The organism is Streptomyces sp. NPDC043853, assembly GCF_056436025.1.
The window spans coordinates 135,461-161,751 of the sequence record NZ_JBWKDJ010000006.1 but is presented as its reverse complement, the minus strand read 5'-3'; the positions used below and the strand labels follow the sequence as shown (position 1 = coordinate 161,751).

General features: G+C 74.1%; 7 protein-coding genes. 3 read left to right on the top strand and 4 right to left on the bottom strand.

Going from position 1 to position 26,291, the window contains the following annotated elements; translation table 11 throughout:
- The first annotated feature begins 232 nt into the window (after positions 1-232).
- Positions 233-1,168, top strand: a complete 936-nt coding sequence (locus AC067U_RS18300) for an ABC transporter transmembrane domain-containing protein (RefSeq protein WP_478830743.1) — start codon at positions 233-235, stop codon at positions 1,166-1,168.
- A gap of 180 nt (positions 1,169-1,348) precedes the next feature.
- On the opposite strand, the gene AC067U_RS18295 is transcribed toward AC067U_RS18300, so the two are convergent.
- Complete coding sequence (locus AC067U_RS18295) at positions 1,349-5,446, bottom strand: nSTAND1 domain-containing NTPase (protein WP_478830742.1); 4,098 nt, start codon at positions 5,444-5,446, stop codon at positions 1,349-1,351.
- Between the two features lie 4 nt (positions 5,447-5,450).
- Positions 5,451-5,765 carry a CU044_2847 family protein gene (locus AC067U_RS18290; RefSeq protein ID WP_478830741.1) on the bottom strand — a complete coding sequence of 105 codons (315 nt, stop codon included), beginning with the start codon at positions 5,763-5,765 and terminating at the stop codon, positions 5,451-5,453.
- 1,461 nt (positions 5,766-7,226) lie between these two features.
- Here AC067U_RS18290 and AC067U_RS18285 point away from each other — a divergent pair.
- Positions 7,227-8,156 carry an ATP-binding cassette domain-containing protein gene (locus AC067U_RS18285; RefSeq protein ID WP_478830740.1) on the top strand — a complete coding sequence of 310 codons (930 nt, stop codon included), beginning with the start codon at positions 7,227-7,229 and terminating at the stop codon, positions 8,154-8,156.
- Entirely contained in the window at positions 8,153-10,042 is a 1,890-nt protein-coding gene (locus tag AC067U_RS18280; protein ID WP_478830739.1) for an ABC transporter ATP-binding protein, read from the top strand. The genes AC067U_RS18285 and AC067U_RS18280 overlap by 4 nt, the downstream gene beginning before the upstream one ends.
- A gap of 355 nt (positions 10,043-10,397) precedes the next feature.
- On the opposite strand, the gene AC067U_RS18275 is transcribed toward AC067U_RS18280, so the two are convergent.
- Together AC067U_RS18275 and AC067U_RS18270 are read right to left on the bottom strand one after the other, a co-directional pair.
- Positions 10,398-10,610, bottom strand: a complete 213-nt coding sequence (locus AC067U_RS18275; RefSeq protein WP_478830738.1) for an MbtH family protein — start codon at positions 10,608-10,610, stop codon at positions 10,398-10,400.
- Positions 10,607-26,263 carry an amino acid adenylation domain-containing protein gene (locus AC067U_RS18270; RefSeq protein ID WP_478830737.1) on the bottom strand — a complete coding sequence of 5,219 codons (15,657 nt, stop codon included), beginning with the start codon at positions 26,261-26,263 and terminating at the stop codon, positions 10,607-10,609. The genes AC067U_RS18275 and AC067U_RS18270 overlap by 4 nt, the downstream gene beginning before the upstream one ends.
- Between the last annotated feature and the right edge of the window lie 28 nt (positions 26,264-26,291).

Below are 26,291 nucleotides of genomic sequence, written 5' to 3'. Positions count from 1 at the left end.
CACGGGTGCGGGTGCGGGTGCGAACAAAGACACGAACCCGCACATCGCTCATTTCCCGACAAACGCGATGTTCCCGCCAAGACCTCGCAACTTAGGTGAGGCTAACCGAGCTGCGCCCGCAGGGTCAACGCGACTGCGCAGCAAGGGAGTAGACGACGGATCCCCCATCCGCCACACCCTCACCACTTAGACTAGCCTTACCTAACCATTGGACGACCTCCGGAGGTCACCCATGCGTGAACGGAGTCCGGCCGGAGGCGATGTCCTCCGGCGTGCGATCGGCGGCAGGCGCCGCCTGATCGCCGGGGCTTCCCTGCTCGGAACGGCCCACCAGGGCTGCGAGGCACTCGTTCCCGTGGTCATCGGCGTGGTCATCGACCAAGCCGTGGCCACCGGTTCGTCGGGCGCCCTGCTGAACCGGTTGCTGCTGCTCGCCGTGCTGTTCCTGGTCCTCTCCACCTGCTACCGGATCGGGGCCCGGCTCGCCGAGCGGGCCGGCGAGGAGGCCGCCCACGGCCTCCGGCTGGAACTCGGCGCGCGGGTCCTGGAACCGCGGGGCGGCGCGGAGGCGGGCCGGCTCCCCGGCGAGCTCACCAGCATCGCCACCGAGGACGCCAAACGCGTCGGGGCCGTCGCCGTCATGATGCCCTTCGGCATCGCCGCCCTGGCCGGACTGGCCGTCAGCGCGGTGGCGCTGCTGCGCGTCTCCGTCCCGCTCGGCCTCCTCGTCCTGCTCGGCATACCCCCGCTGCTCTGGCTCGGCCACCGCATCAGCGGGCCGCTGGAACAGCGCAGCGAGACCGAACAGGAGCGCGCCGCGCACGCCTCCGGCGTCGCCGCCGACCTGGTCACCGGCCTCCGTGTGCTCAAGGGCATCGGCGCCGAGTCGGCGGCCGTGGCCCGCTACCGGCGCACCAGCCAGGACTCCCTCTCGGCCGCACTGCGCGCCGCCCGCAGCCGGGCCGGGCACGAGGGCGCCGTTCTCGCCCTGACCGGGCTGTCGGTCGTCGGCGACAGCATGATCGAGGCCGCCATCTGCGACGGCGACATCGTCACCGTCAGGAAGGCCGACACCGCGGACCACGGCGGCATCGTCGCTTGGAGGACTGTGGCACAGCACGGTTCGGTGAGGAACGGTGCAGCTCAGCAGCTACGGGAACGCCCATAGCGTGCACTACAGGTGTGGTGCTATCGCTGGATCGGGTGAGCGGCGGTGACTCGACTTGGCGTGTGCCGTCGTCCCCCACAGTTTTTCCCTTCAAGGGATCCACACCCCCGCACGCACGGTTTGAAGTGGCGGGGGCTGGAATCGGAGCGGAAGCCACCGCGCCAGTTCCCGACCCTACTATTAGCCGCAGACGGGCCCGGCGGACCCGCCTGGGAGGTACACCGTCCGTTCTTCCGGAGTGAGGTCGCGGTCGACGGTGCGACAGATCTTCTCGATCGCCGCGGCGGGTTCTGGGAGGGCGACGTCGTACAGCTGCACTGTCTTGTCCATGCCGGCGGTGGCAAGGGTCTTGCCGTTGAGGCTGAAAGCCACCGCACTCACCGCATCGCTGTGCCTGGTCAGGATGGTGCGGGTTCTGCCGGTGGTCATGTCCCATAGCCGCGCGTCCAAGTCGTGGCTGGCGGTGGCGAGGGTTTTGCCGTCGGGGCTGAAGGCCACCGCACTCACCAGGTCCTTGTGCCCGGTCAGGGTGGTGCGGGTCCTGCCGGTCTGCAGGTCCCACAGCCGCACGGTGAAGTCGGTGCTGGCGGTGGCGAGGATTTTACTGTCGGGGCTGAATGCCACCGAAAGCACCTGGTTGGTGTGTCCGGTCAGGGTAGTGCGGATCTTGCCCGTGGCCACGTCCCACAGCCGCGCCGTCCCGTCGAGGCCAGCAGTGGCGACGGTGTGGCCGTCGGGGCTGAATGCCACGGAGAGCACCGCCTCCGTGTGCCCGGTCAGGGTGCTGCGAGCCTTGCCCGTGGCCACGTCCCACAGTTGCGCGGTGCTTCCGCTGCTGGTGGTGGCGAGGGTTTTGCCGTCGGGGCTGAAGGCCACCGAAGCGACCCCTTGGGCGTGCCAGGTCAGGGTGTTGCGGATCTTGCCGGTGGTCAGGTCCCACAGCCGTGCAGTTCCGTCGGCGCTGGCGGTGGCGAGGGTCTTGCCGTCGGGGCTAAACCTCACCGAAGTCACCCACTCCGTGTGCCCGGTCAGGGTGGTCAAGGTCTTGCCGGTGGTCAGGTCCCACAGCCGTGCAGTCCTGTCGGTGCTGGCGGTGGCGAGGGTCCGACCGTCAGGGCTGAAGTCCACCGAGACCACCGAGTTGGTGTGCCCGGTCAGGGTGGTGCGGGTGCTGCCGGCGGCCAGGTCCCACAGCCTCACCATGTGGTCATTGCTGCCGGAAGCCAAAGTCTTGCCGTCGGGGCTGAAAGCCACCGAAAGTACCGCGTCGGTGTGTCCTGGCAGGGTGGTGCGGGTCGCACCGGTGGCCACGTCCCACAGCCGTACCGTGTGGTCGAAGCCGGCGGTGGCGAGGGTTTTGCCGTCGGGGCTGAACCTCGCCGAAGTCACCTGACCGGTGTGTCCGGTGAGGGTGGTGCGGGTCTTGCCGTTGGCTGCGTCCCACAGCCGTGCGGTTCCGTCGGCGCCCGCGGTGGCTAGGGCTTTGCCGTCACGGCTGAATGCCACCGAGTACACCGCGTTGGTGTGTCCGGTCAGGGTGGTGCGGGCCTTGCCGGTGGTCGCGTCCCACAGCCGCACTGTGTGGTCGAAGCCGGCGGTGGCGAGGGTTTTGCCGTCGGGGCTGAATGCGACCGAAAGCACCTGGCTGGTGTGTCCGGTGAGGGTGGTGCGGGTCTTGCCGGTGGTTGTGTCCCACAGCCGTGCGGTTCCGTCGGCGCTGGCGGTGGCGACGGTTTTGCCGTTGGGGCTGAATGCCACCGAGTACACCGCGTTGGTGTGTCCGGTCAGGGTGGCGCGGGTCTTGCCGGTGGTTGCGTCCCACAGCCGTGCGGTTCCGTCGGCGCTGGCGGTGGCGACGAATTTGCCGTCGCGGCTGAACGTCACTGTATTCACCTGGCTGGTGTGTCCGGTGAGGGTGGTGCGGGTCTTGCCGGTGGTTGCGTCCCACAGCCGCACGGTCCGGTCGAAACTGCTGGTGGCGAGGGTGAGGCCGTCGCGGCTGATCGCCACGGAGCTCACCCCTTGGGCATGACCGGACATGCGTCGATGCAGCGGGAGGGTTGCGGCGCTTCGGATGCTTTCGGTGGCTTCGGGAGTGGGGCTGGTGCGGTATGCCTGGACGGCCAGCAGGGAAGCGAGTTCGGGGTTCGTGTAGATCAGGTTGCTGGACGCGGCGGCGAGTGCCCGCGACTGGGCCGCCTCACGTTCCTCCACAGCTGCCCTCCATTCCCATACAGCCCCGCCCACCGCGATGAGTGCCAGGACCAGCAGCCCGGCAAGCACCCTGGTGTGGCGTTTGCTCCGCCGGATCAAGGCCTGCTGCCGTTCCTTGCTTGCCGTGAGGAACGCCCGGATGTCGCCGGGGAGGCCGCGTTGGCGGGACCAGTCGAGTCCCTCTGCCAGTGCTGTTCCCGCCAGTAGGTCTCCCGGGTCGTTCTTCGCGGCCCAGCTGGCTCGTCGTGCCCGTGCGCGGTCGAGCCATTCGTGGAAGCGGTGGTCCTGGCTCACCCAATCCCGCAGGGTGCCCCAGTCCCGGATGAGCGCGTCGTGGATCAGCTCGGCCACTGGCCGCCCAGGAGGCTCGGCTGGGCGCTGTGTGGTGATGATGCGGTGGCGCGTGAGGGCGGCGATGACCTCGTCGACGGCTTGGTCGTCCTTGGGACCGGCCGCTAGGTCGCGGAGTTCGTCCAGTGGGACCTGCGCACGCGTGGGGGGAATGCGGTGGACGGGGTCGGCTGGCCGGACCAGGGAGGTCAGGATGCGCCGGGCGATGGGCCGGTGCCCGTCGGGCAGCTGGTTGAGCGCGGTTTCGCACCACGTGGTCAGGCTTCCGCCCACCGCCCCGATGTGCTGGTAGGCCTCGTGCGTGAGGTAGCCGTCCTGGCGCCGCTGCCACAACTGGCTGAGCGCCAGCTCCAGCATCGACAGCACCGTGGCCGGTGCCTGGCGGGTCGTGGTGCCCTCGGGGCTGGTGGCCAGGACATCCGCGAGCATCTGCTCGGGCAGCCCGGGCTGGAAGTGAAGTCCCACGTCCCGGGCCGGCAGGGTGATGATGTCGCGCAGGTCCTCCGGGCTCAGCGTGCCCGGCATGTTGAGGAGTCCCGGCATGGCGGCTTCGAGCAGGCCGGGCGCTTGCGCGGCCAGTTGCGGATAGAAGTCGTCGCGCATGATCAGGATCACGGAGAGATTGGCTGCGGATTCGGCCGCCGCCTGGAGCTGGCCGACGACGGCCGAACGGTCCCCTCCGTCCCCCTCGGCCGGCTCGGTGAGGAGCTCCTCGAACTGGTCGACGACCAGCAGGACCCGCTCGTAGGAGTCCTCCGCCCGGAGCCTGCGGGTGACCGCGGCCGCTATTCCGTCGGCGGCAGCTCCGGGCAGGCCCGCGCGCTCGATCTCGGCCAGCAGGTCATGTCTCGGCCGCGCGATCACCGGCAGCCACCGGTCGCTGCCGGGCAGCTCGCCCGCCGCCAGTGCCCGGAGCACACCCGCCTGGATCAGGGACGACTTGCCCGAGCCGGACGGGCCGAGCAGCAGCGTCAGTCTGCGATGCCCGGACAGGCCGGTCACGACCTGGCGTACCGCGTCCTTGCGGCCCTCGAACCAACGGGCGTGGTCCGCGGTGAACGACTCCAGCCCCTGGTATGGGCACACCTCCTGCTCGGCGAGCGCCGGCAAGATCTCCCGCAGGACCTGCGTCGGAGTGGCGTACGCGATGCCGTGGCCCCGCTGGTGCCTGTCGGGGGCCGTGATCTCGGTGATCATGCCGATGACCAGGCCCGTCACCTCGTCCAGGACGGGTGCGCCGCTGAAGCCGGTGGTGAGGTCGTTGGCGTTGGTCAGCTGGAGGTGTGAGCTCCTGTTCTCGGTGGCCGGCAGTAGCCCGCCGGCCTCGCCATGGCCGTAGTGGCCGTCCGGCGGGGCCTGGGCGGGAAACCCGAACGAGCGGACGGGGTGGCCTCGGCAGCCGGCCGCCGAGCCCAACGGAAGCACCGGCACGCCTGCCGGGAGGGTGGCCAGGCGGACGAAGGCCGCGTCCTCTCCTTCTTGCGCACGCCACGCGTCCCTGCCTAGGACCTGCCCTTCAACCCGGGGCGCGCCCGCGAGGTGGGGGAAGGCCAGGTGCAGGCTTGTCCCGGGGCCGCCTCCCGCTGCCTGGACGACATGCGCACAGGTTGCCAGGAGCCCCTCGGCCACCAGAAAGCCTGCTCCGGCCACCGTGCCGTCGGGGTCGAGGACCTGGGCGACGGCCGAGGGCAAGCTGTTGTCGGCGCCGTTCATCGGCTCAGCCCGGGCGCGTCCACGTCATGGTCACCTTCAGGTGGCAGTTGGCCTGTGTCTTGGTGATCACCGCGCCGGCCTCGACCGCCAGGTCGACGCCGAACTCGACGGCGATCTCGTCCGGGCCGGCCTTGCGGTGCTGGTCGAGGGTGGCGCGGGCCGCCAGGGTGACCGGTTCCAGGGCTCCTTGGAGGCTCACCGGCAGGTCGTGCACGGCGTTGCCCAGGCGCCCGGCCTGTACGGGGCCAGCGAGTGCGGCCGAGCCTTCGATCAGGATGCAGCCCCCGCCCTCCAATGGGATCCGAGCCAGCGGTGCCATCACGCCTCCCGGGACCGGCGAGCTGGAACGGTGTCGTGCCCCGACGCTTACTGGAGGCTGGACGGGCCACGGACTCCGACGGCGATGGAGTCTTCGCGGGCGCGGGTACGTCGTAGTCGGAGAAGTCGGCGCTGCCCCGATCGCCGCCCTGGCTGCCCTCTATGCGCAGCAGACGTGGCTCGCCTTCCTTGGCGACGTAGTACGCGCTCCGGTCGGCCCCGGAAGGGCTGGTAGCCGTGATTGTCGGGGTGCCGTCGACCTCGGCTTTCCCGCCCTTCGTCATGCTCTCGGTGACCGGCTCCGACGCGTACCCGCGCTGGAAGCCGGTCAGGTCGCAGATGTCGCTGAACTCCCACAGGATGGCGTTCTCGGCCTTGCCGTGTAGCCAGCGGCCGTTGATCAGGGCCATCGCGTCCTCCGCGGCCGTTCCGGGGGCCTGGCATTCAGGAATGCGGCGTCCGGCTTCAACACACTTCCCGACCTCGCTTCACGATGTCCGCCCGGCCAGCGTTGCGAGGTAGCGCGACGCCGCCCGCGCAGTTGCCGTCCACGTGGAAGCCGAAGTCCAATTGCCCGCAGGGTCCTCGACCCGCGCCAGCACGCGGCCGGAGCGGTCTTCGTACAGCGCTCCCCGCCCTTGTCCGCGACGCCTCGCCCGTCTCGTCCTCGTGCCGTTCCCCTGCGGGACCGCGAGGCCCACCGCCACCTCTGCGAACCCGGACATCGCCTCACCTCCGACGGGGAGCGGGCCACACGATCAGACTAGGCTGGGGCAGCGGAACCCGCAGTGTCTCCACCAGCTGGCGGGTGCGAGCCGCCCCCGCCGTCGGCCGGACAGGAAGAGCGATCGCCGCCATCAGCGCTCACCCCGCGCGTGGAGCTCCCCGGGGCGAGGGGACCCGCTCGATCGCCTTGCGAAGACGCGCCTGTCCGGGATGAGGTACGGGCGCGCCGACTCCGAGTGCTCCTGCCCCAGCAGGGCCTGCACCTCGTCGAGCTGGCCGCCGGCATCGGCCACGTTGCTGCCGAACGCCCGGCGGGCCATGTGAGGACCCCCCCGGCGGGACAGTCACGCACGCTGCGTCAACCGCTCGAACAGCTCGTAGACCGCCTCCGGCCTCATCGGCGCCCCAGCACTCCGCGGAAGAGCACCAGCAGGAAGTCGCTGCCACCCGCGCCCAAGAGCTCGAACCGCTCGTCGATGTACTGGTCGAAAGCCTGCACGACGAGGGAGTCCACGGGCTGAATCGCAGGACGCTCGGGACTTCGACCACGCTCCGTTGCCGTTGTCGCGCCAGCGAATGTACAGGTGGGAGCCTTGTCGTCGCAGCCCAGAGCACTGGTGCCCCCCAGCGAACCCGAGGGCCACTATCTCTTAAGGAGCCGCGTTGCCCCTCGGGTTCGTGGTGCAACCCCTTCGGGATTCCACGAACCCGTCGGTTTCTCGTCGCGGGCATCGGCATGGCCGGGGCCCACCTGGCGATGCGCGGGTCCATCAGCGTCGGCGAGCTGGTGGCCGCGGTGGGTCTGGCGCAGTTCCTGCTCGGCCCGTTCCAGACCCTCGGCTGGGTGAACGCCGAACTCGCCCAGGGCCGTGCCTCGGCCCGGCGGATCGCCGAGGTACTGGACGCGCCCGGCGCCGTGGCCACCGCAGCTCCCACCGCCTTGCCCGAGCACCTCGCCGGCGGACTCCGGCTGCGCGGCGTCCGCCTGGGCACGCTGCTCGGCGTGGACCTGGACATCGCCCCGGGGTCGACGGTCGGCGTGGTCGCCCGGGACCCGGCCGCCGCCCGCGACCTGCTGCTCTGCCTGGCCCGCGAGGCCGATCCGGCGGAGGGCTCGGTCGAGCTGGACGGCGTACCGCTGACCGGGCTGGATCCCGCGGACGTCCGTACGGCGATCCGGGTCGCCCACCACGAGGCCGACCTGTTCGAGACCAGCCTGCTCGACAACGTAAGGGCCGGCGCCGGGCCCGCCGGGACGCGGCTCACCGCGGACGGCATCGAGGCCGCGCTGCACGCCGCGGCGGCCGACGAGGTGGCGCGGACCCTGCCCGACGGGGTGGACACCCCGCTCGCCGAACGCGGCCGGTCCCTGTCCGGCGGCCAGCGGCAGCGGGTCGCGCTCGCCCGGGCCCTGGCCGGCGACCCGCCGGTGCTGGTGCTGCACGACCCGACCACCGCCGTGGACGCACTCACCGAGGCGCTGATCGCCGGCCGGCTGCGCGAGCTGCGGAAGGGCCGGACCACCGTCCTGGTCACCACCAGCCCGGCGCTGCTGGCGGTCACCGACCGTGTGGTGGTGCTCGACGGCGGCACCGTCACCGCCGAGGGCCCGCACCACGAACTGGCCGGTGCCGACCCGGCGTACCGCGCGGCGGTGCTGGCATGACCCGCGAACCGGAGGAGACCCCAGTGGAGCAGAGCCCGGCGGACAGGAACACCGCGGACCGGAACCCCGCAGCCCCGAGCACTGCGGACCCCGTCGGTCCGGCGGACCTCGGAGGCACCGGGCAGCCCGATCCCGCCCTGCTGCCGGTCGCGACCGGCGCCCGCACCCTGGCCGCGCTCCGCGGCCTGCTGGCCGGCCACCGCCTGCTCGCCGTGTCCGCGCTGATCGTCCTGCTCCTGGGCACCGGCATCGGCCTGCTGACCGCCCCGCTGCTCGGCCACGTCGTCGACCTCGTGGTGGAGCGCCGCGGCGCGGACTCCCTCACGGTGCCGATGGTCCTCCTGATAGTGGTCGCACTGGCCCGCGGCGCCGCCACCGCCGCCGGCAGCGCCCTGGTCGCCCGGCTCGGCGAGACGGTCCTCGCCGCGCTGCGCGAACGGTTCGTCGAACGGGCCCTGCGGCTGCCGCTGGAGCGGGTCGAGCTGGCCGGCTCGGGCGACCTCGTCTCCCGGGTCACCGGCGACGTCACCCTGGTCGCCCGCTCGGTGCGGCAGGCCCTGCCCGAGTTCAGCCGGTCCGTCCTGACCATCGTCCTCACCCTGGCCGGACTCGCCGTCCTGGACTGGCGGTTCCCGCTCGCCGTACTGCCGGCCGTGCCGGTGCAGATCCTTTCCGTACGGTGGTACCTGCGCGGCGCCGCCCCCGTGTACACGGCGCACCGGGTGGCCAACGGCGCCCTCCAGCACCAGCTCCTGGACAGCGTCGGCGGGGCCCGCACCGTACGCGCCTTCCGGCTGGGCGAGGAGCACTCGGCGCTCATCGAGCGCCGGTCCCGGGCCGCGGTGGACCTGGCACTACGCGGCATCCACGTGGTGACGGGCTTCTTCTCGCGCCTCAACCTGGCCGAGTTCATCGGACTCGGCGGGATCCTGGTCACCGGCTTCGTACTGGTGGACGAAGGGCAGGTGAGCATCGGCACGGCCACCGCGGCCGCGCTCTACTTCCACAGCCTCTTCAACCCGGTCAACGCCGCCCTGTTCCTGCTCGACGACGTGCAGTCGGCCGGGGCCGGCCTGACCCGCCTGGTGGGCGTGGCCGACCTGCCGGCGGAGACCGGCCCGGAGCGGCCGGCCCGTCCGGCGGACGGCTCCGTGCGGGTGTCCGGCCTGCACCACTCCTACCGGGACGGGCACCCGGTGCTCCGGGAGGTCTCCCTGACGGTGGACTCCGGGGAACGGGTGGCCCTGGTCGGCGCCAGCGGGGCCGGCAAGACCACCCTGGCCAAGCTGGTGGCCGGGGTGCACCGCCCGGCCGCCGGCACGGTGGCCCTCGGCGGGGTCGACGCGGAGGACCTGGGCCCGGACGGGCTGCGCCGGGCGGTGGTGCTGATCAGCCAGGAGGTGCACGTGTTCGCGGGCCCCCTGGCGGAAGACCTCCGCCTGGCCCGCCCCGGCGCCGAGGACGGTGAACTCGACGCCGCACTCGCCGTGGTGGGCGCCGGCGACTGGGTGGCGGCCCTGCCCGACGGGCTCGCCACGGTGGTCGGCGACGGCGGGCACGCGCTGACGGTGGCCCAGGCCCAGCAACTGGCCCTGGCCCGCCTCGTCCTGGCCGACCCGCCGGTGGCCATCCTGGACGAGGCCACCGCCGACGCGGGCAGCGCGGGCGCCCGCGAACTGGAGGCGGCCGCCGAACGCGCCCTCCGGGGCCGCACCGCCCTGCTGGTGGCCCATCGCCTCCCCCAGGCGGCCGCCGCCGACCGGATCGTGGTCCTGGACGACGGCCGCATCGCCGAAACGGGCACCCACGACGCCCTGGTCGCCGCGAACGGCCGCTACGCGGCGCTCTGGTCCGCCTGGTCCACCACCCGCGCCCCCTCCCCCTGACCCCACCGCTCGCACCCGACGGCCCGGCCTCTCCCCCGAGCGACCGGGCCGTCGGCGTTCCCGGGCCCTGCGGAAATCCGTTCGCGGGCCGCTCGTCCACGCGGCAGGATCGCCGGCATGGGCCAGGAGAAGACCGACCGGGAGAACACACCTCGCGCGGGTCCTGCCCTCCCTGGCCGACGACGACGGCCTGTCCGCGTACTTCACGCACCTGCACCGGACGGCCGTGCCGGCGGGTGAGATCGACGCCTCCCCGGGCCGCTGATCCCGGCCCTCCCCCTCGGCAACGAGGAGAGCCCCCGTGCGCCGCCGTCGGGCGGGGCACGGGGGCTCGGCGCATCCCGGGCGGGACCGGTCAGCCCTCCTGGGCGGCGATCAGGCTCGCCGGCCGGAGGTCGGTCCAGTTGTGCTCCACGTAGGTGAGGCAGGCGTCACGGCTGTCCTCCCCGAAGACGGTCCGCCAGCCCGCCGGGACCTCGGCGAAGGAGGGCCAGATCGAGTGCTGGTTCTCCTCGTTGACCAGGACCAGGAAGCGGCCCTGCGGGTCTTCGAAGGGGTTGGTGCTCATGCGTTGTCACTCCTCGTGGACATGATGGTGAACAGCTCGGAAAGCGGCTGTCCGGGATCTGCTGCCACCGTGCCCAGCAGCACGTGCAGTTCGTCGGCGAGACGGGCCGCCTTGGCCCGGCCCAGCAGGGACGTCGCGAAGATCAGTTCGCAGGGCACCGGGCCGTCGCCGCGCGGCTCGTAGAAGCTCAGGGTGAGCTCGCCCCGTGCCGCGCCGGTCGGGACGGCGTGGAACGAGCCCATGCCGCCCTGGAGTTCGGCGAAGTCGGCCTGCTCGTGGTGGACGACCATGACCTGCGGGCCCGCCTCGGGCAGTCCGGTGGCGCGGACCACCTCGTCGAAGGGGACCTCCTGCTGGTCGAGCGCGGCCAGCGTCGTCTCCCTCACCCGCTCCAGCAGCCCCGTGAAGGCCGGGTCGCCCGCCGTGTCGGTGCGCAGGACGACCGTGTTGAAGAAGCAGCCGACCAGGTCGGCGAGCCTGTCGTCGGTGCGTCCGGCGACCATGGTGCCGATCGGCAGGTCGGTGCCGGCTCCGTGTGCGGTGAGCAGCGCCGACAGGGCGGCGTGCAGCACCATGAACAGGCTGGTGCCGGTGGATGCGGCGAGGCGGTCCAGGTCCGCGTGGAGCCGCTCGTCGAGCACGAAGGAGACGTGATCGGTGTGCGGGGCCCCGCAGCCGGCCTCGGAGCGCGGCCGGTCCGCGGGCAGGGCCAGTTCGGCCGGTACGCCGTGCAGCGCCTGCCGCCAGTAGGCGAGCTGGCGGCCACCGGCCGAGCCGGCGTCGGCGAGGTCGCCGAGTACGTCCCGGGCCCAGCGGGCGTAGTCGCCGTAACCGACCGGCAGCGGCTGCCAGTCGGGGGCCTTCCCGCGCTCCCGGGCCGCGTAGGCGCCGGTGAGGTCGCGGAACAGCGGCACCACGGACCATTCGTCCACGGCGAGGTAGTGCGCCCTGAGCAGCAGTGCCTGGGTGCCGTCCGGGGCGCTGAGCAGGGTGGCCCGCAGCAGTGCGGAGGAGGTCAGGTCCGGTGCCCGCAGGGCGAGTTCGGCGAGCCTGGCGTCCAGGTCGGCGCAGGTCTCCCGCTCCAGGGCCGGCGGGTCGGTCGGCAGGGCGAGGAGCTCCCCGTCCCGTTCGGCGAAACGGGTGCGCAGCGGCTCGTGCCGGGCCGTGACGTCGTCGAGCGCGGCGGCCAGGGCTGCCGGGTCCAGCAGCCCCGGGGAGCGCAGCACCAGGGCATGGTCCTCGGCCGCGTGCCGCCGGTAGGCGGACCACTGCCACCGCTGTACGGGCGCCGGGGCGGGCGTCCCGCCGGCCTCGCCGGGCTCCGCCGCGCGGAGCGCGGGGCGCGTCACGGCCGGGGCGGCGGCCGCGCCGTCGAGGCGGTCGGCCATACCGGCGACGGTCTGGGCGTCGAAGACGTCGCGGATGGTCAGTTCGGCGCCGAACTCGGTGCGGATCCGCCCGAGCAGGCGCATGGCGGCCATGGAGTGCCCGCCGAGGGCGAAGAAGCTGTCGTGCGCGCCGACCGCGTCCAGCTTGAGGATCTCCCCGAAGAGGGCGGCGAGCCGGGTCTGGGTCGGTCCGGACGGGCGGGCGTCGCCGGTCATGCCGGTCCAGTCCGGCGCGGGCAGCGCCTTGTGGTCCAGTTTGCCGTTGGGAGTGAGCGGCAGCGGGCCGTCGAGCGGCACCAGCAGCGCCGGGACCATGTACTCGGGGAGGGCGCCGGCGGCGTGGGCGCGGAGCTCGCGCGGGTCGAGGCCGGCGCCCCGCTCGGGCACGACGTAGCCGACGAGGCGGACGATGTCCCCGTCCCGGTCGGGCAGCACGGCGGCCTGGGCGACGCCGGGGTGGGCGGCGAGCGCGGCCTCGATCTCGCCGAGTTCGATGCGGAAGCCGCGGATCTTGACCTGGGTGTCGGCCCGGCCGAGGAAGTCCAGGTTGCCGTCGGCCCGCCAGCGGGCCCGGTCGCCGGTGCGGTACATGCGGGTGCCGGGGGCGCCGAAGGGGTCGGCGGTGAACCGCTCGGCGGTCAGGGCGGGGCGGCCGAGGTAGCCGCGGGCCAGACCCCGTCCGGAGACGTACAGTTCGCCGACCACGCCGGGCGGGACCGGCTGGAGCCGTTCGTCCAGCACGTAGCAGAGGGTGTTGGGGTCGGGGAGTCCGATCGGTACCCGGCCGGCGGGGCGGGTGACCGCCCGCCGGGAGTCCCACAGGGTGGAGTTGACGGTGGCCTCGGTCAGTCCGTAGGCGCAGATCAGGTCGGCGGTGGCGCCGAACCGCTCGAACAGGTCCGGCGGCACGGTCTCGGTGCCGACGAGGACGGTGGAGCCCTCGGGCAGGGCGCAGCCCGGGGGCAGCGCGGAGACCAGGGAGGGCGGCAGGATCATGTGGGTGATCGCGTGCTCGGCGAGGAAGTCGGTGAGCACCGGTCCGGCGACCCTCGCCTCCTCGGTGATCAGGACCAGGGTGCCGCCGTGGCAGAGGGCCATGACCAGTTCGAACGCGAAGACGTCGAAGCCGATCGAGGCGAACTGCAGCACGGTGCTGTCGGGCCGCAGTCCCATCCGGTCCACGGCGGTGGCGACCAGGCTGGAGATGCCCTCGTGCGGGACGACCACTCCCTTGGGGCGGCCGGTGGAACCCGAGGTGTAGATGACGTACGCGGCCTGGTCGAGCGGCACCGCGGGCAGGTCGAGCGGGGCGTCGGTGAGGGCGGCGAGGCGGGCCGCGGTGTCCGGGTCGTCGAGCAGCAGTACCGGGACGCCGTCCACGGCGGGGATCTTCCCGGCGACCGGTTCGGTGCCGACGACCAGCGCGGCCCCGGAGTCACCGGTCATGTAGGCGAGCCGGTCCCCGGGGTGGACCAGGTCGAGCGGGAGGAAGGCGGCGCCCAGCTTCAGGGCGGCGAGCACGGTGGCGATCATGTCGGCGGAGCGCGGTACGGCGACGCCGACCACGCTCTCGGGGCCGACGCCGTGCCCGGCGAGCAGGCGGGCGATCCGGTTGGCGCGGGCGTCCAGCCGGGCGTAGGTCAGCCGGTCGGACCGGTCGACCAGGGCGGTCGCGTCGGGGCGGTCGGCCACGTGCCGGGCGAACAGGGCGGGGATCGACAGTTCGTCGACCTCGCGCGGGCTGCCGTTGAACCCTTCCAGGACCAGCCGTCGCTCGTCCTCGCCCAGGACGCGGGCGGCGGACAGCGGGGCGCCGGGGGTTTCGGCGACCGCGCCGATCAGGCGGCGCAGGCAGGCGGCGAGGCGGTCGGCGGTCTCGGGGTCGAAGAGCTCGGTGGCGTATTCCAGCCGGCACACCAGGGAGCCGGCTTCCTCCTCGGCGCCGGTGTGCTCGGTGAAGCTGAACACCAGGTCGAACTTGGCGGACCCGATCCGGAACGGGACGTCCTCGACCTCCAGTCCGGCCAGGTCCAGGGCGCCGTCGGTGCGCTGGTGGTAGCCGACCATCACCTGGAACAGCGGGTTGCGGGCCAGCGAGCGGGTGGGGTTGAGCTTTTCCACGACGGCCTCGAAGGGCACGTCGGCGTGCGAGAACGCGGCCAGGTCGGTGTCCCGGACCCGGGCCAGCAGTTCGGTGAAGCTGGGGTCGCCGGACAGGTCGGTGCGCAGCACGAGGGTGTTGACGAAGAAGCCGACCAGATCCTCCAGGGACTCCTCGCCGCGGCCGGCGATGGGTGCGCCGAGCGGGATGTCGGTGCCGGCGCCCATGCGGTGCAGCAGCGCGGCGACGGCGGCGTGGACCACCATGAACATGCTGGCGCCGGTCTCCCGGGACAGCTTCTTCAGGCTCCGGTAGGCGGTGGCGTCGAAGTCGACGTCGAGTTCGGCGCCGGTGAAGGCCGGGCGGGCCGGGCGGGGCCGGTCCACGGGGAGTTCCAGTTCCTCGGGCGCCCCGGCGAGCACGGTGTTCCAGTACTCCAGCTGGCGGGCGGCCGGGGAGGCCGGGTCGGCGGGGTCGCCGAGGAGCTTCTGCTGCCAGAGCGCGTAGTCGGCGTACTGGACGGGCAGCGGCTCCCAGGCGGGCGCGCCGCCGGTGCGGCGGGCCGCGTACGCCTGGGCGAGGTCCCGCAGGAACGGCCGGTCGGACCACTCGTCGGTGGTGATGTGGTGCAGCAGCAGGACGACGACGTGGGTGTCCGGGGCGGTCTCGATCAGGGTGGCGCGGAGCGGGAGTTCGCGGGCCAGGTCGAAGGGACGGGCGACGGCGGCGTCGACCAGGGCCGGGACCTCGTCCTCGGTGGCGTGCAGCAGTTCCACCTCGGGGCGGGCCGTGCCGGCGGGGAGGACCCGCTGGACGGCCTGGCCGTCCCGGTCGGCGAACACGGTACGGAGGGCCTCGTGCCGGTCGGTGACGTCGCCGAGGGCGGCCGCCCAGGCGTCCCGGTCGAGGCTGCCGCGCAGCCGCATGACCAGCGGGAAGTTGTAGGCGGCGGAGGTGCACTCGATCTGCTGGATCATCCACAGCCGCTGCTGGGCGTGGGAGAGCGGCAGTTCCGCGGGCCGCTCCCCCGGGGTGAGCGCGGGCCGGGCCGGTCCGGCGGAGCGGCCGGCGCGTTCCACGAGGGCGGCGACGGTGGGGGCCTCGAAGAGGTCGCGGATGGCGAGTTCGGCGTCGAGGGCGGCCCGGGCCCGGCCGATGAGCCGGGTGGCGAGCAGCGAGTGGCCGCCGAGCTCGAAGAAGTCGCTGTCGATGCCGACGCTGCCGGCGGGCAGGCCGAGCACCTCGGCGTAGAGGGCGGTGAGGGTCTCCTCCTGCGGGGTGCGGGGGGCGCGGCCGGTGCCGGGGGCGGCGAACTCGGGGGCGGGCAGGGCCCGTACGTCGAGCTTGCCGTTGACGGTGAGCGGCAGGGTGGCGACCGGCATCAGCGCGGCCGGGACCATGTAGTCGGGCAGGCGGGTCCTCAGGTGCTCGCGCAGTTCCCGGGCGAACTCCTCACCGGGCTCGGCACCGAACTCAGCGCCGGACTCAGCGCCGGACTCCGAACCTTCAGAGCCTGGTACGCCGGCGCCGGTGGCCGGGACGGCGTAGCCGACGAGCCGCTTCGTCCCCGCGCTCTCGTGGACGAGCACGGCGGCATGGGCGACGGCGGGGTGGTCGGCGAGGGCGGCGGAGATCTCGCCGAGCTCGATCCGGTAGCCGCGGATCTTGACCTGGTCGTCGGTGCGGCCGAGGAAGTCGATCAGTCCGTCGGGGCGCTGCCGGACCAGGTCTCCGGTGCGGTACATGCGGCCGCCGGGGGCGCCGAACGGGTCGGCGAGGAACCGTTCCGCCGTGAGGCCGGGCCGGTCGTGGTAGCCACGGGCCAGGCCGGTGCCGGCGATGTACAGCTCACCGGGGCAGCCGGGCGGGACCGGACGGAGCATCGCGTCCAGCACGTAGCCGCGGGTGTTGCGGATGGGCCGGCCGACGGTCGGGGTGGCGCTGTCGGCGGTGGAGCCGCCGAGGGTGTTGATGGTGTATTCGGTGGGCCCGTACAGGTTGTAGCCGTAGGTGTCCTCGGTCTCGGCGAGGCGGGTCCACACGGTGTCGGAGACGGCCTCGCCGCCGAGCAGGACCAGTGCGGGCCGGTGCCGTCCGGTGGGCTCGTCGCGGTCGAGGAGGCCCTCCTCGATGAGCAGCTGGGCGTAGGTGGGGGTCACGTTGACGACGTCGATGCGGTTGCGGTCGCAGTAGGCGACCAGGGCTTCGGCGTCGCGGCGCAGCTGCTCGTCGCAGACGTGCACCTCGTGGCCCTCGACCAGCCAGAGCAGCTCCTCCCAGGACATGTCGAAGGCGAAGGAGACGGTGTGCGCGATGCGCAGCCGCCGTCCGCCGGCCGCGGCGATGGCCGGGTCGAACACCTCGGTCTGGTGGTTGAGCTGCATGTTCGTCAGGCCCCGGTAGGGGGTGACGACGCCCTTGGGCCTGCCGGTGGAGCCGGAGGTGTAGATGACGTACGCGGGGTGCTCCAGCCGGCCGGGGGTCCCGTGCGCGAAGGCGGGCCGCTCGGCGTCGGTGACCGGGGTGCCGGGCAGCGCGGCGAGGGCCTCGGCGACCGCCGGGTCGTCCAGGGCCACCTCGGGGGCGAGCGGCCCGTCCGGGCCGCGCAGCGCGGGCGCGACGGCGGTCGTGGTGAGCAGGCACAGCGGGCCGGTGTCCTCGACCATCAGGCGCAGCCGGTCGGCGGGGTGGTCCAGGTCGAGCGGCAGGTACGCGGCTCCGGTGCGCAGGACGGCGAACAGGGCGACGACCATGTCGGTGGAGCGGGGCAGGGCGAGGGCCACGGTGCGTTCGGGGCCGGCGCCGCGGGCCAGCAACAGCCGGGCCGCCCGGTTGATCCGGGCGTCGAGTTCGGCGTAGCTGAGGACCTCCTCGCCGAAGACCAGGGCGGTGGCGTCGGGGGTGCGGGCGGCTTGCGCAGCGAGCATGTCGGCGACGGTCTCGTCGGGCACCGGCCGGTCGCTGCCGGCCCAGGCGTCCTCCAGGGCGGCGCGCTCGCCGGGCAGCAGCGGGTCCACGGTGCCGGTGGCGGCGCCGAGGTCGCCGACGAGGCGGGCGACCAGGGTGCGGAAGCGCTCCAGGATCGCCTCCGCCTGCTCGTCGGTGATCAGGTCCGGCCGGTACTCCAGCTTGGTGTGGACGGTCTCTGCCGGGTTCACGATCAGGGTGAGCGGGTAGTGGGTGGCGTCCACGCTGTCCACGCCGGTGATGCCGTGGCGCTGGGTGAGCTCGCGGAAGCCGTTCTCGTCGGCGAAGTTCTGCAGCACGTACAGGGTGTCGAAGAGGACGCCGTGGCCGCCGGCCTGCTGGAGTTCGGCGAGGCCGAGGTATTCGTGGTCCATCAGGGCGACCCGCTCGGCCTGGATGCGGCGCAGCAGGTCGGCGACCGGCTCGTCCGGGCGGAGGGTGATCCGCTGCGGGACGGTGTTGAGGAACATGCCGATGGCGGTGTCGGCGCCGGGCACGTCGGCGGGACGGCCGGCCACGGTGGCGCCGAAGACCACGTCGTCGCGGCCGACGGTGGCGGACAGCACCAGCGCCCAGGCGGCGGACAGCACGGCGTTGACGGTGAGGCCGTGCTCGCGGGCGGCGGTGCGCAGCCGGTCGCTGAGACCGCCGTCGAAGGCGAGGGCGTGGCGGCGCGGGATGACCGGGTCGCCGCCACGGGTGCGGGCGACCAGCGTGGGCCCGTCGAGCCCGGCGAGGGCGTGCCGCCAGGCGGCGCGGGCCGTGTCGAAGTCCCGCCGGGCGAGCCAGGCCAGGTAGTCGCGGTAGTTGCCGGGGGCGCGCAGACCGGTGGTGTCTCCGGCGGAGGCGTAGAGGGCGAGGAGTTCGTCGAGGAACAGGGACTGGGACCAGCCGTCCCAGGCGATCAGGTGGTGGCTGAGCATCAGCCGGTCGGTGGTGTCGGTGAGCCGGATCAGGTGGAGCCGGAACAGCGGCGGGGCGGCCAGGTCGAAGCGGCGGACGCGGTCGGCTTCGGCGATCTCCGCGAGGCGGGCCTGCCGGGCGGTCTCGTCCAGGCCGGTGAGGTCGGTCTCGGTGAGCGGGACCGGGATCCGTTCGGCCGGGACGAGGAACTGCACGGGGGCGGGCAGGCCGTCCGCGGTGACGCCGGTGCACAGGGCCGGGTGGCGGGCGAGGAGGACGGCGACGGCGGTGCGCAGCCGGTCCGCGTCGAGCCGGCGGTCGAAGTCGAAGCAGTCCTGGGCGGTGTAGACGTCCAGGCCCTCGGTGTCGTAGCTGGCGTGGAAGTGGATGCCTTCCTGCAGCGGGGACAGCGGCCAGATGTCGGCGACCGGGAGCGGGCAGACTTCCTGGACCAGGTCGATGGCGTCCTGGGTGAGGGCGACGAGCGGCAGGTCGGAGGGGGTGAGCGCGGCGCGCGCGGGGCCGTCGGCGGCCTGTTCGGCGAGTTCGCGCAGGGCGCGGTCGAAGGCGCGGCCGAGGGCGGCCACGTCCTGCGCGGTCAGCGGGCCGCCGTCGGCCCAGGTCCAGGTGGCGCGGAGCTCGGGGCCGCCGGGGGTGTCGGCGCAGACCGCGTTGAGCTGGAGCGGGTACGGCATGGCGAGGCCGGCGTCCGGCTCCACGGCGAGGGCGTCGGACTCGGCGGCCGGCGCCCAGTCGCGGGCCTGGTCGGCGGGCAGCCGGCCGAAGTAGTTGAACAGCACCTGGGCGGTGGACAGTTGTCCGAAGACCGGGGCGAGCTGCGGGTTGAGGTAGCGCAGCATGCCGTAGCCGGCGCCCGCGTCGGGCGCGGACCGGAGGGCCTCCTTGGCGGCGCGCAGCGCCTCGAAGGCGGTGCCGGCGGCGGGCAGTCGTACGGGGTGCAGGGAGGTGAACCAGCCGACCGTGCGGGACAGGTCCAGGCCGGTGCCCTCGCGGCCGTGCCGCTCGATGTCGACCAGCAGGTCGGCGTCGGTGCCGGGGCCGGTGCCGTCAGCGGTACCGCCGGGGGCTTCGCCGCGCCAGGCGGACACGGCGGTGCGCAGGGCGGCCAGCAGCACCTCGGTGACGTCGGCGCCGGCGGCCGCGGGGACGGTGGTGAGCAGGGCGCGGGTGAGGTCGGTGGGCAGGGTGACGGTGAGGTCGCGGGCGGCGCCCGCGGTGCCGGTGCGGCCGGCGCCCGGGAGGAGTTCGGCTCCGGGCGCCAGGACCTTCGCCCAGTACGGCAGTTCGGCCTGCCGCTCGGGGGAGGTGGCCTGCTCGGCGACGGTACGGGCGAACCGGCGCAGCGAGACGGGTACGGGTTCCAGGGCCGGGGCGCGGCCGTCGGACACGGCCTCCCAGGCGGCGGCGAGATCGCCGAGCAGCACCCGCCAGGACACTCCGTCGACGACCAGGTGGTGGAGGACCAGCAGCAGCCGGCCGGGGGTTGCGGGGCCGGCGTCGAACCAGACGGCCTGGGCCATGACGCCCGCGTCGGGGTCGAGGCGGGAGGCGGCGGCGTCGGACTCGGCGGCGATCAGCGCGCGCAGCGCGGGGTCGTCGAGCCCGGCGGCGTCGGCGCGGCGGAGCAGGCCGGCGGCGTCGGTGCTGCCCGGCGCGGAGGTCCTGGCGGACCAGAGGGCGGGGATGGCCGGGCCGAGGTCCATCCGGGTCAGGGTGAGGCGCAGCCCGTCGTGGTGGTCGAGGACGGACTGGAGGACCCGGGCGAGGCGCTCGGTGCCGGCGTCCGCGGGGGCCTGGAGCAGCATCGACAGGTTGAACCGGCCGATGGGTCCGCCGTCCTCGCGGAGCTGGTGGACGATGGGCAGGAGGGTGATGTCGCCGATGCCGTCGGGGTCGGCGGCCGGGGCGGCGGAGGTGTCCGCGGGGCCGCCAGCGGCGGCCGCCAGGGCGGCGGGCGTGCGCTGCTCGAACACGTCGCGGGGGCCTATGGTGATCCCGGCCTTGCGCGCCCGGCTCACGACGGACATGGACAGGATGCTGTCGCCGCCGAGCACGAAGAAGTCCTCGTCGGCGCCGACCCCGTCGAGGCCGAGGACCTCGGCGAAGATGCGGCGGAGCCGCTCGGCGCGGTCCTCGCGGGTGGTGACGGCGGGCGCGGTCCGGCCGGGCACCGGCGTGCGGCGGACCTCCGGTGCGGGCAGCGCCTTGAGGTCGGTCTTGCCGCCGGGGGTCAGCGGCAGGGCGTCGAGGGCGACGAAGTGGGCGGGGACCATCGGGGCGGGCAGCGCGGCGGTGGCGGCGGCCCGGACGGCTTCGGTGTCGAGGCGGGCCCCGCGGGCCGGGACCAGATAGGCGACCAGCTGCTTGATGCCGCGATCGTCCTCCCGGGCGGTCACCACGGCGTCCCCGACGGACGGTTCGTCCCGCAGCCGGGCTTCGATTTCCCCGAGTTCCACCCGGTTTCCCCTGATCTTGACCTGGTGGTCGGTGCGCCCGAGGTAGGTGAGGGCTCCGTCGCCACTGAACTGGACCATGTCCCCGGTGCGGTACATCCGCTCGCCGGGGCCGCCGAACGGGTCGGCGGTGAACCGCTCCGCGGTGAGCGCGGGACGGCCGTGGTAGCCGCGGGCGAGCTGTCCGCCCGCGATGTAGAGCTCGCCGGGCTCCCCCGCCGCGACCTGGCGGAGGTACCGGTCGAGGACGTACAGCCGGGTGCCGCCGGCGGCGCGGCCGATGGGCACGGTGCCCTCGGCGCCGCCGGCCGGGGCCGCCTCGTGGCTGGTGACCTGGATGACCGCCTCGGTGGGGCCGTACACGTTGTACAGCGGGACCCCGGTGGCCTCGTGCCAGCGCCGGGCGAGCCGGACGGGCAGGGCCTCGCCGCCGCTGAAGGCGCGGCGCAGGCTGCGCCACCAGGGCCCGCCGGCGCCCGGCTCGTCGGTCTCCTCCGCGAGGAGGGCGCCGTAGACGGACGGCACCAGGTCGACGGTGGTGACCCGCTCGGCGCGGATCAGCCCGGTGAGGTACGCCGGGTCGCGGTGGCCGTCCGGCCGCGCGAGGACCACGGCGCCGCCGACGAGCAGCGGGACGAACATCTCCTGGAGGGAGGGGTCGAAGCTGGTGGAGTACTGGTGCAGCACCCGGTCCTGCGGGCCGAAGCCGAAGTGCCGCGCGGTCCAGGTCAGCTGGGCGGCCAGGGCCCCGTGCGGGACGACGACGCCCTTCGGCAGACCGGTGGATCCCGAGGTGTACATGACGTACGCGGCGGAGTCCGGGCGGGCTTCGGGCAGCGCGGGCGCACCGGCCGGCGTGGGCTCCTCGTGGCCGGGGCCGATGAGTACGGGCTCGGCGGCGGTGCCGGCGGGCAGCCGGTGCCGGGAGTCCTCGGTGGTGACGACCAGGCGGGCGCGCGAATCGGCCAGCATGTGCCGGACCCGCTCGGCGGGGTAGTCCACATCCACCGGCAGGTACGCGGCCCCGGCCTTCCACACGCCGAGCAGGGCGATCAGGGTCTCCGCCGAGCGGGGCACGGCGACCGCGACGACGGCCTCCGGTCCGGCACCGAGCGCGGTCAGCCGCCGGGCGAGGGCCTCGGCACGGGCGTCGAGGGTGGCGTAGTCGGTGGTGCCCTCTTCCTCCACCAGGGCGGTCGCTCCGGGGGTACGGGCGGCCCGCCCGGCGATCAGCTCGTGGACGGCGGGCCCGGTGGCGTCCTCGGCGTCGCCGGTGAGCCCGGCCGGGAGGGCGGGGAGCCGGCCGGCGGGGGCCAGCGGCAGCCGGCCCACCGGCAGCTGCGGGTCGGCGACCAGCTGGTCGAGCACGGCGCGCAGCCGGGCGGCGAAGCCGCGGGCGGCGCGGTCGTCCAGCCGGGCCGGGTCGTGCTCCAGGCGGAGGGTGAGCCGCTCGCCGGGCAGCACGGTCAGCGCGAGCGGGTAGTGCACGCCGTCGGTGATCCTGGAGTCGGTGATGCGGATGCTGCGGGTGGGGTCGGTCAGGTCGCCGGTGCCGGGAAGGTTCTCCACCACGACGAGGGCGTCGAACAGACCGGTGCGGCCGGCCGCCCGCTGGATCTCGGCGAGTCCCAGGTGCTGGTGGTCCAGCAGTTCGGCCTGCTCCTGCTGGAAGCGGGCCAGGACCGAGGCGAGCGGCTGCTCCGGCATCCAGGCCAGCCGGGCCGGCACGGTGTTGATGAGCAGCCCGACCAGGGTCTCGATGCCGGCCACGGGCGCCTGCCGGCCGGAGACGGTGGTGCCGAACACCACGTCCTGGCTGCCGAGTACGTCCCCGAGGACGAGGCCGAAGCCGCCCTGGACCACGCCCGCCAGGGTGAGGCCGAGCCGGCGGGCCCGCGCGGTGAGGGCCGCGGTGTCCGCGGCGGAGAGCTCCACCGTGACGGCTCCGGAAGCGGCGGGGTCCGCTCCGGCGGCCCGGTACGGCAGTCCGGCGGGCTCCGCGTGCCCGTCGAGGGCGGCGCGCCAGGCGGCACGGGCGCCGTCGCGGTCGCGTCCGGCCAGCCAGCCGGCGTAGGCGCGGTAGGCCGGTGAGGGTTCGGCGGGGCGGGCGGCGGGCAGGCCGGGCCGGTAGCCGTCGAGGAGCTCCCGGACGATCAGGCCCACGGACCAGCCGTCGACGACGATGTGGTGCAGGGTCAGGACCAGCAGGGAGCGGTCGGCGCCCAGCCGGACCAGGGCGGCCCGCATCAGCGGCGGCCGGCCCAGGTCGAAGCCCTCGGCTCGTTCGGCGGCGGCGATCGCCTCGGTGCGGACCGCCTGCTCGGACGGGGTGGCACCGGTCAGGTCGGTGAACGTCCAGGGGAGTTCCACGCGCTCGCCGATGACCTGGAGGACGCCGCCGGAGTGCGTGCGGAACGCGGCCCGCAGGGCCGGGTGGCGGTCCAGCAGCCGCTGTGCGGCGGCGCGCAGGGCCTCCGGGTCGGCGTCCCCGGCCAGTTCCAGGGTGTCCTGGACGGCGTAGCCGTCGGCGCCGTCCCGGTCCATGGCGGCGTGGAAGTGGAAGCCCTCCTGGAGGGGGGTGGCGGGCACCACGTCGTACAGTGCGCCGATGCCGTCGGCGTACCCCTCCCGCTCCTCGCCGGTCAGCGGAACCAGGGCGAAGGGCTCGGGCACGGCGGCCGCGCCGGGGGCCCGCCCCGCGCCGCTCTCCGCGGCGGCCTCGGCGGCACGGGCGAGGGCGGCCACGGTCCGCAGCCTGAACACATCGCGCGGGGTGACGGCCAGACCGGCCGTCCGGGCGCGGGTGACCAGCTGGATCGCGACGATGCTGTCACCGCCGAGCTCGAAGAAGCTGTCGTGGACGCCGACCGCGGGCAGGCCGAGCACCTCGGCGAACAGCCCGGCGAGGACCGTCTCGGCGGGGGTCGCGGGGGCGGCACCGCCGGTCGTCGCGGTCCACCGGGGCTCGGGCAGGGCGCGGGCGTCGAGCTTGCCGTTGGGGGTGAGCGGCAGCGGCCCGTCGAGGCGGACCACGGCCGAGGGCACCATGTAGTCCGGCAGGGTCTGCGCGACCGCGGCGCGCGCGGCGGTGACCGCGCTCTCGGCGTCGGTGCCCTCCTCGGCGACCAGGTAGGCGACGAGCCGCTTGACCCCGCGGTGGTCCTCGCGGACCAGTACGGCGGCCTGCGCGATGCCCGCACAGGCCATGAGGGCGCTCTCGGTCTCGCCGGGTTCGATGCGGTGGCCGCGGATCTTGATCTGGCCGTCGGCGCGGCCCAGGAAGAGCAGGTTGCCGTCCTCGGTCCAGCGGACCCGGTCACCGGTGCGGTACATGCGGCTGCCGGGCTCGCCGTACGGGTCGGCGACGAACCTCTCGGAGGTGAGCGGGTGGCGGCCCAGGTAGCCGCGGGCCAGGCCGCGCCCGCCGACGTAGAGCTCGCCCTCGGCGCCCACGGGGACCGGGCGCAGCGCCGCGTCCAGGACGTAGGCGCGGGTGTTGGGATCGGGTTCGCCGATCGGCGCGGGGCCGGGCCGCTCGGGGTCGGCGAGCCACAGCGTGGAGTTCACGGTGGCCTCGGTCAGTCCGTAGGCGACGACGATCCGGACGCGGCCGGCCCAGCGTGCGATCAGCTCGCCGGGCACCGCCTCGGTGCCGACGACGAGGACGGATCCCTCGGGGAGCGCGCAGTCCTGCGGCAGCGCCGAGACCAGGGACGGGGGCAGGATCATGTGGGTGGCCCGGTGGGCCGCGATGTAGTCGGTGAGGGCGGGTCCGGCGACCCGGCGCTCGGTGGGGACGAGGATGATCCGGCCGCCCACGCACAGCGACATGACCAGGTCCCACACCGTCACGTCGAATCCGACCGAGGCGAACTGGACGACCCGGCTGTCCGGGCGGATGCCGATCCGTTCCGTGGCGGTGGCGATCAGGCTGCCGACTCCGTCGTGGGTGACCACCACGCCCTTGGGGCGGCCGGTGGAGCCCGAGGTGTAGATGACGTACGCGGCCTGGTCGAGCGGGATCCGCCGGCCCAGGGCGGCGGGGTCCTGAGCGGCGAGGGCGGCCACCGTCTCCGGCTCGTCGAGCCGCAGCAGGCCCAGGCCGGGAAGCCCGGGCAGGCCGGCGGCCTGCCCGGCGGTGGTGAGGACGGTACGGGCGCCGGCGTCGTCCAGCATGTAGGCGAGGCGGTCCTGCGGGTGGTCGGCGTCCAGCGGCAGGTAGGCGGCGCCGGTCTTCATCACGGCCAGCAGGGCGGTGACGAGTTCGGGCGAGCGGGGCAGGGCGACACCGACCACGTCCTCGGCGCCGACGCCGCGGGCGGCGAGCAGCCGGGCGAGCCGGTTGGCGTCGGCGTCCAGCTCCGCGTAGGTCAGTTCCCGGTCCTCGCAGACCAGGGCCACGGCCTGCGGGGCGCGGCGGACCTGCTCCTCGAAGGCGTCCGGCCAGGACAGTTCGGGGGAATCGGCCGGTGCCACGCCGAACTCGTCCAGCAGCAGGGCGCGTTCGGCGGGGGTGGTGAGGTCGATCCGGCCGAGGGGGCGGCCGGGGTCGCCGGTGAAGGCGTCGAGCAGGATGCCCAGGCGCTCCTGGTGGCCGACGAGGGCCTCCTCCGTGCACTGGTCGCTGTCGGCGTCGAAGAGGATCCGGACCGCGCCGCGGACGGATTCGCCGACGGTGAGGGCGAGGTCGCTGACCGGGCCGAGCCACTGCGGGCGCAGGTCGGACTCGTGGTCGCGGAAGGTCATCCAGCCGGTGCCGGGCAGGACGTTGACCGTGGGGCCGACGAGCTCGGCGACGCCCTCGACGAGACCGAGGTCCTTGGCGAGGTCCTCGGCGCGGTAGCGGCCGTGCGCGACGGTCTCCGCGATCCGCCGGGCGGCCTGGGACAGCAGCTCGGCCACGGTGGTGCCGGGGCTGACGTCGAGGCGCAGCGGCATGATGTTGGACACCATTCCGGGCACCCCGGCGGCGGCCGGGTCGCGGCGGGTGGTGACCGGCAGGCCGAGGACGATGTCCCGCTCGCCGGTGGTGCGGTGGACGTGGGCGGCCGCGGCGGCGATGAGCAGTGCGGACAGCCGGACTCCGGAGGCCTCGGCCGACGCCTTGAGCCGGTCGGTGTCCGCGGCGGAGAGTTCGGTGGTGCGCCGCCACCGGCGGGAGATCATCTTCTGGCCGGGTTCGACCAGGCGGACCGGGCGGGGCCGGTCGGCGAAGCGCTCCAGCCAGTACGCGCGGTCGGCGGCGTGCTGCCCGGAGCCGCGGTAGGCGTCCTCGGCGGCGGTGAGCCGGCCGAGGTCCCAGTCGGCCGGGGGCACCGGGTGGGTGCCGGTGTAGATCTCGCCGGCCCGGCGGGAGAGCAGCCCGATGCCGACCCCGTCGACGACCATGTGGTGGTAACGCTGGCACCACAGGACCCGGTCGTCGGCGAGGCGGAGGAGGGTGTGGGCGAACAGGGGGCCCTCGCCGAGGTCGACGGGCCGGAGCCGGTCCTCCTCGATCCACTCCCAGGCGGCGTCCTCCGGGTCGGCTTCGGCCCGGAGGTCGACGACGGGCACGGTCACCGGGAGGCGGTGGACCCGCTGCACGGGCCGCCCGTCCTCCTCGGTGATCCGCACGTGGAGGCAGTCGGCCTCCTCGGCCACCTGCCGCACCGCGGCGGCGAGGCGGTCGAGGTCGACGTCACCGCGCAGTTCCAGGGTGAACGTGACGTTGAAGGCCGAGCTGTCCGGCTCGATCCGCTGGGCGAGCCAGACTCCGGTCTGCCCGCCGGTGAGCGGGAGCCCGGCGGCGGAGTTCCGGTCCGGCACGGCGTCAAGCATCGTTCGAGGGCCTTTCCCTGGTCGTGCG

Bases quoted from the DNA above. Each gene is read 5' to 3' on its own strand.
- AC067U_RS18300 (WP_478830743.1), top strand. From the start codon at position 233: ATGCGTGAACGGAGTCCGGCCGGAGGCGATGTCCTCCGGCGTGCGATC.
- AC067U_RS18295 (WP_478830742.1), bottom strand. From the start codon at position 5,446: ATGAACGGCGCCGACAACAGCTTGCCCTCGGCCGTCGCCCAGGTCCTC.
- AC067U_RS18290 (WP_478830741.1), bottom strand. From the start codon at position 5,765: ATGGCACCGCTGGCTCGGATCCCATTGGAGGGCGGGGGCTGCATCCTG.
- AC067U_RS18285 (WP_478830740.1), top strand. From the start codon at position 7,227: ATGGCCGGGGCCCACCTGGCGATGCGCGGGTCCATCAGCGTCGGCGAG.
- AC067U_RS18280 (WP_478830739.1), top strand. From the start codon at position 8,153: ATGACCCGCGAACCGGAGGAGACCCCAGTGGAGCAGAGCCCGGCGGAC.
- AC067U_RS18275 (WP_478830738.1), bottom strand. From the start codon at position 10,610: ATGAGCACCAACCCCTTCGAAGACCCGCAGGGCCGCTTCCTGGTCCTG.
- AC067U_RS18270 (WP_478830737.1), bottom strand. From the start codon at position 26,263: ATGCTTGACGCCGTGCCGGACCGGAACTCCGCCGCCGGGCTCCCGCTC.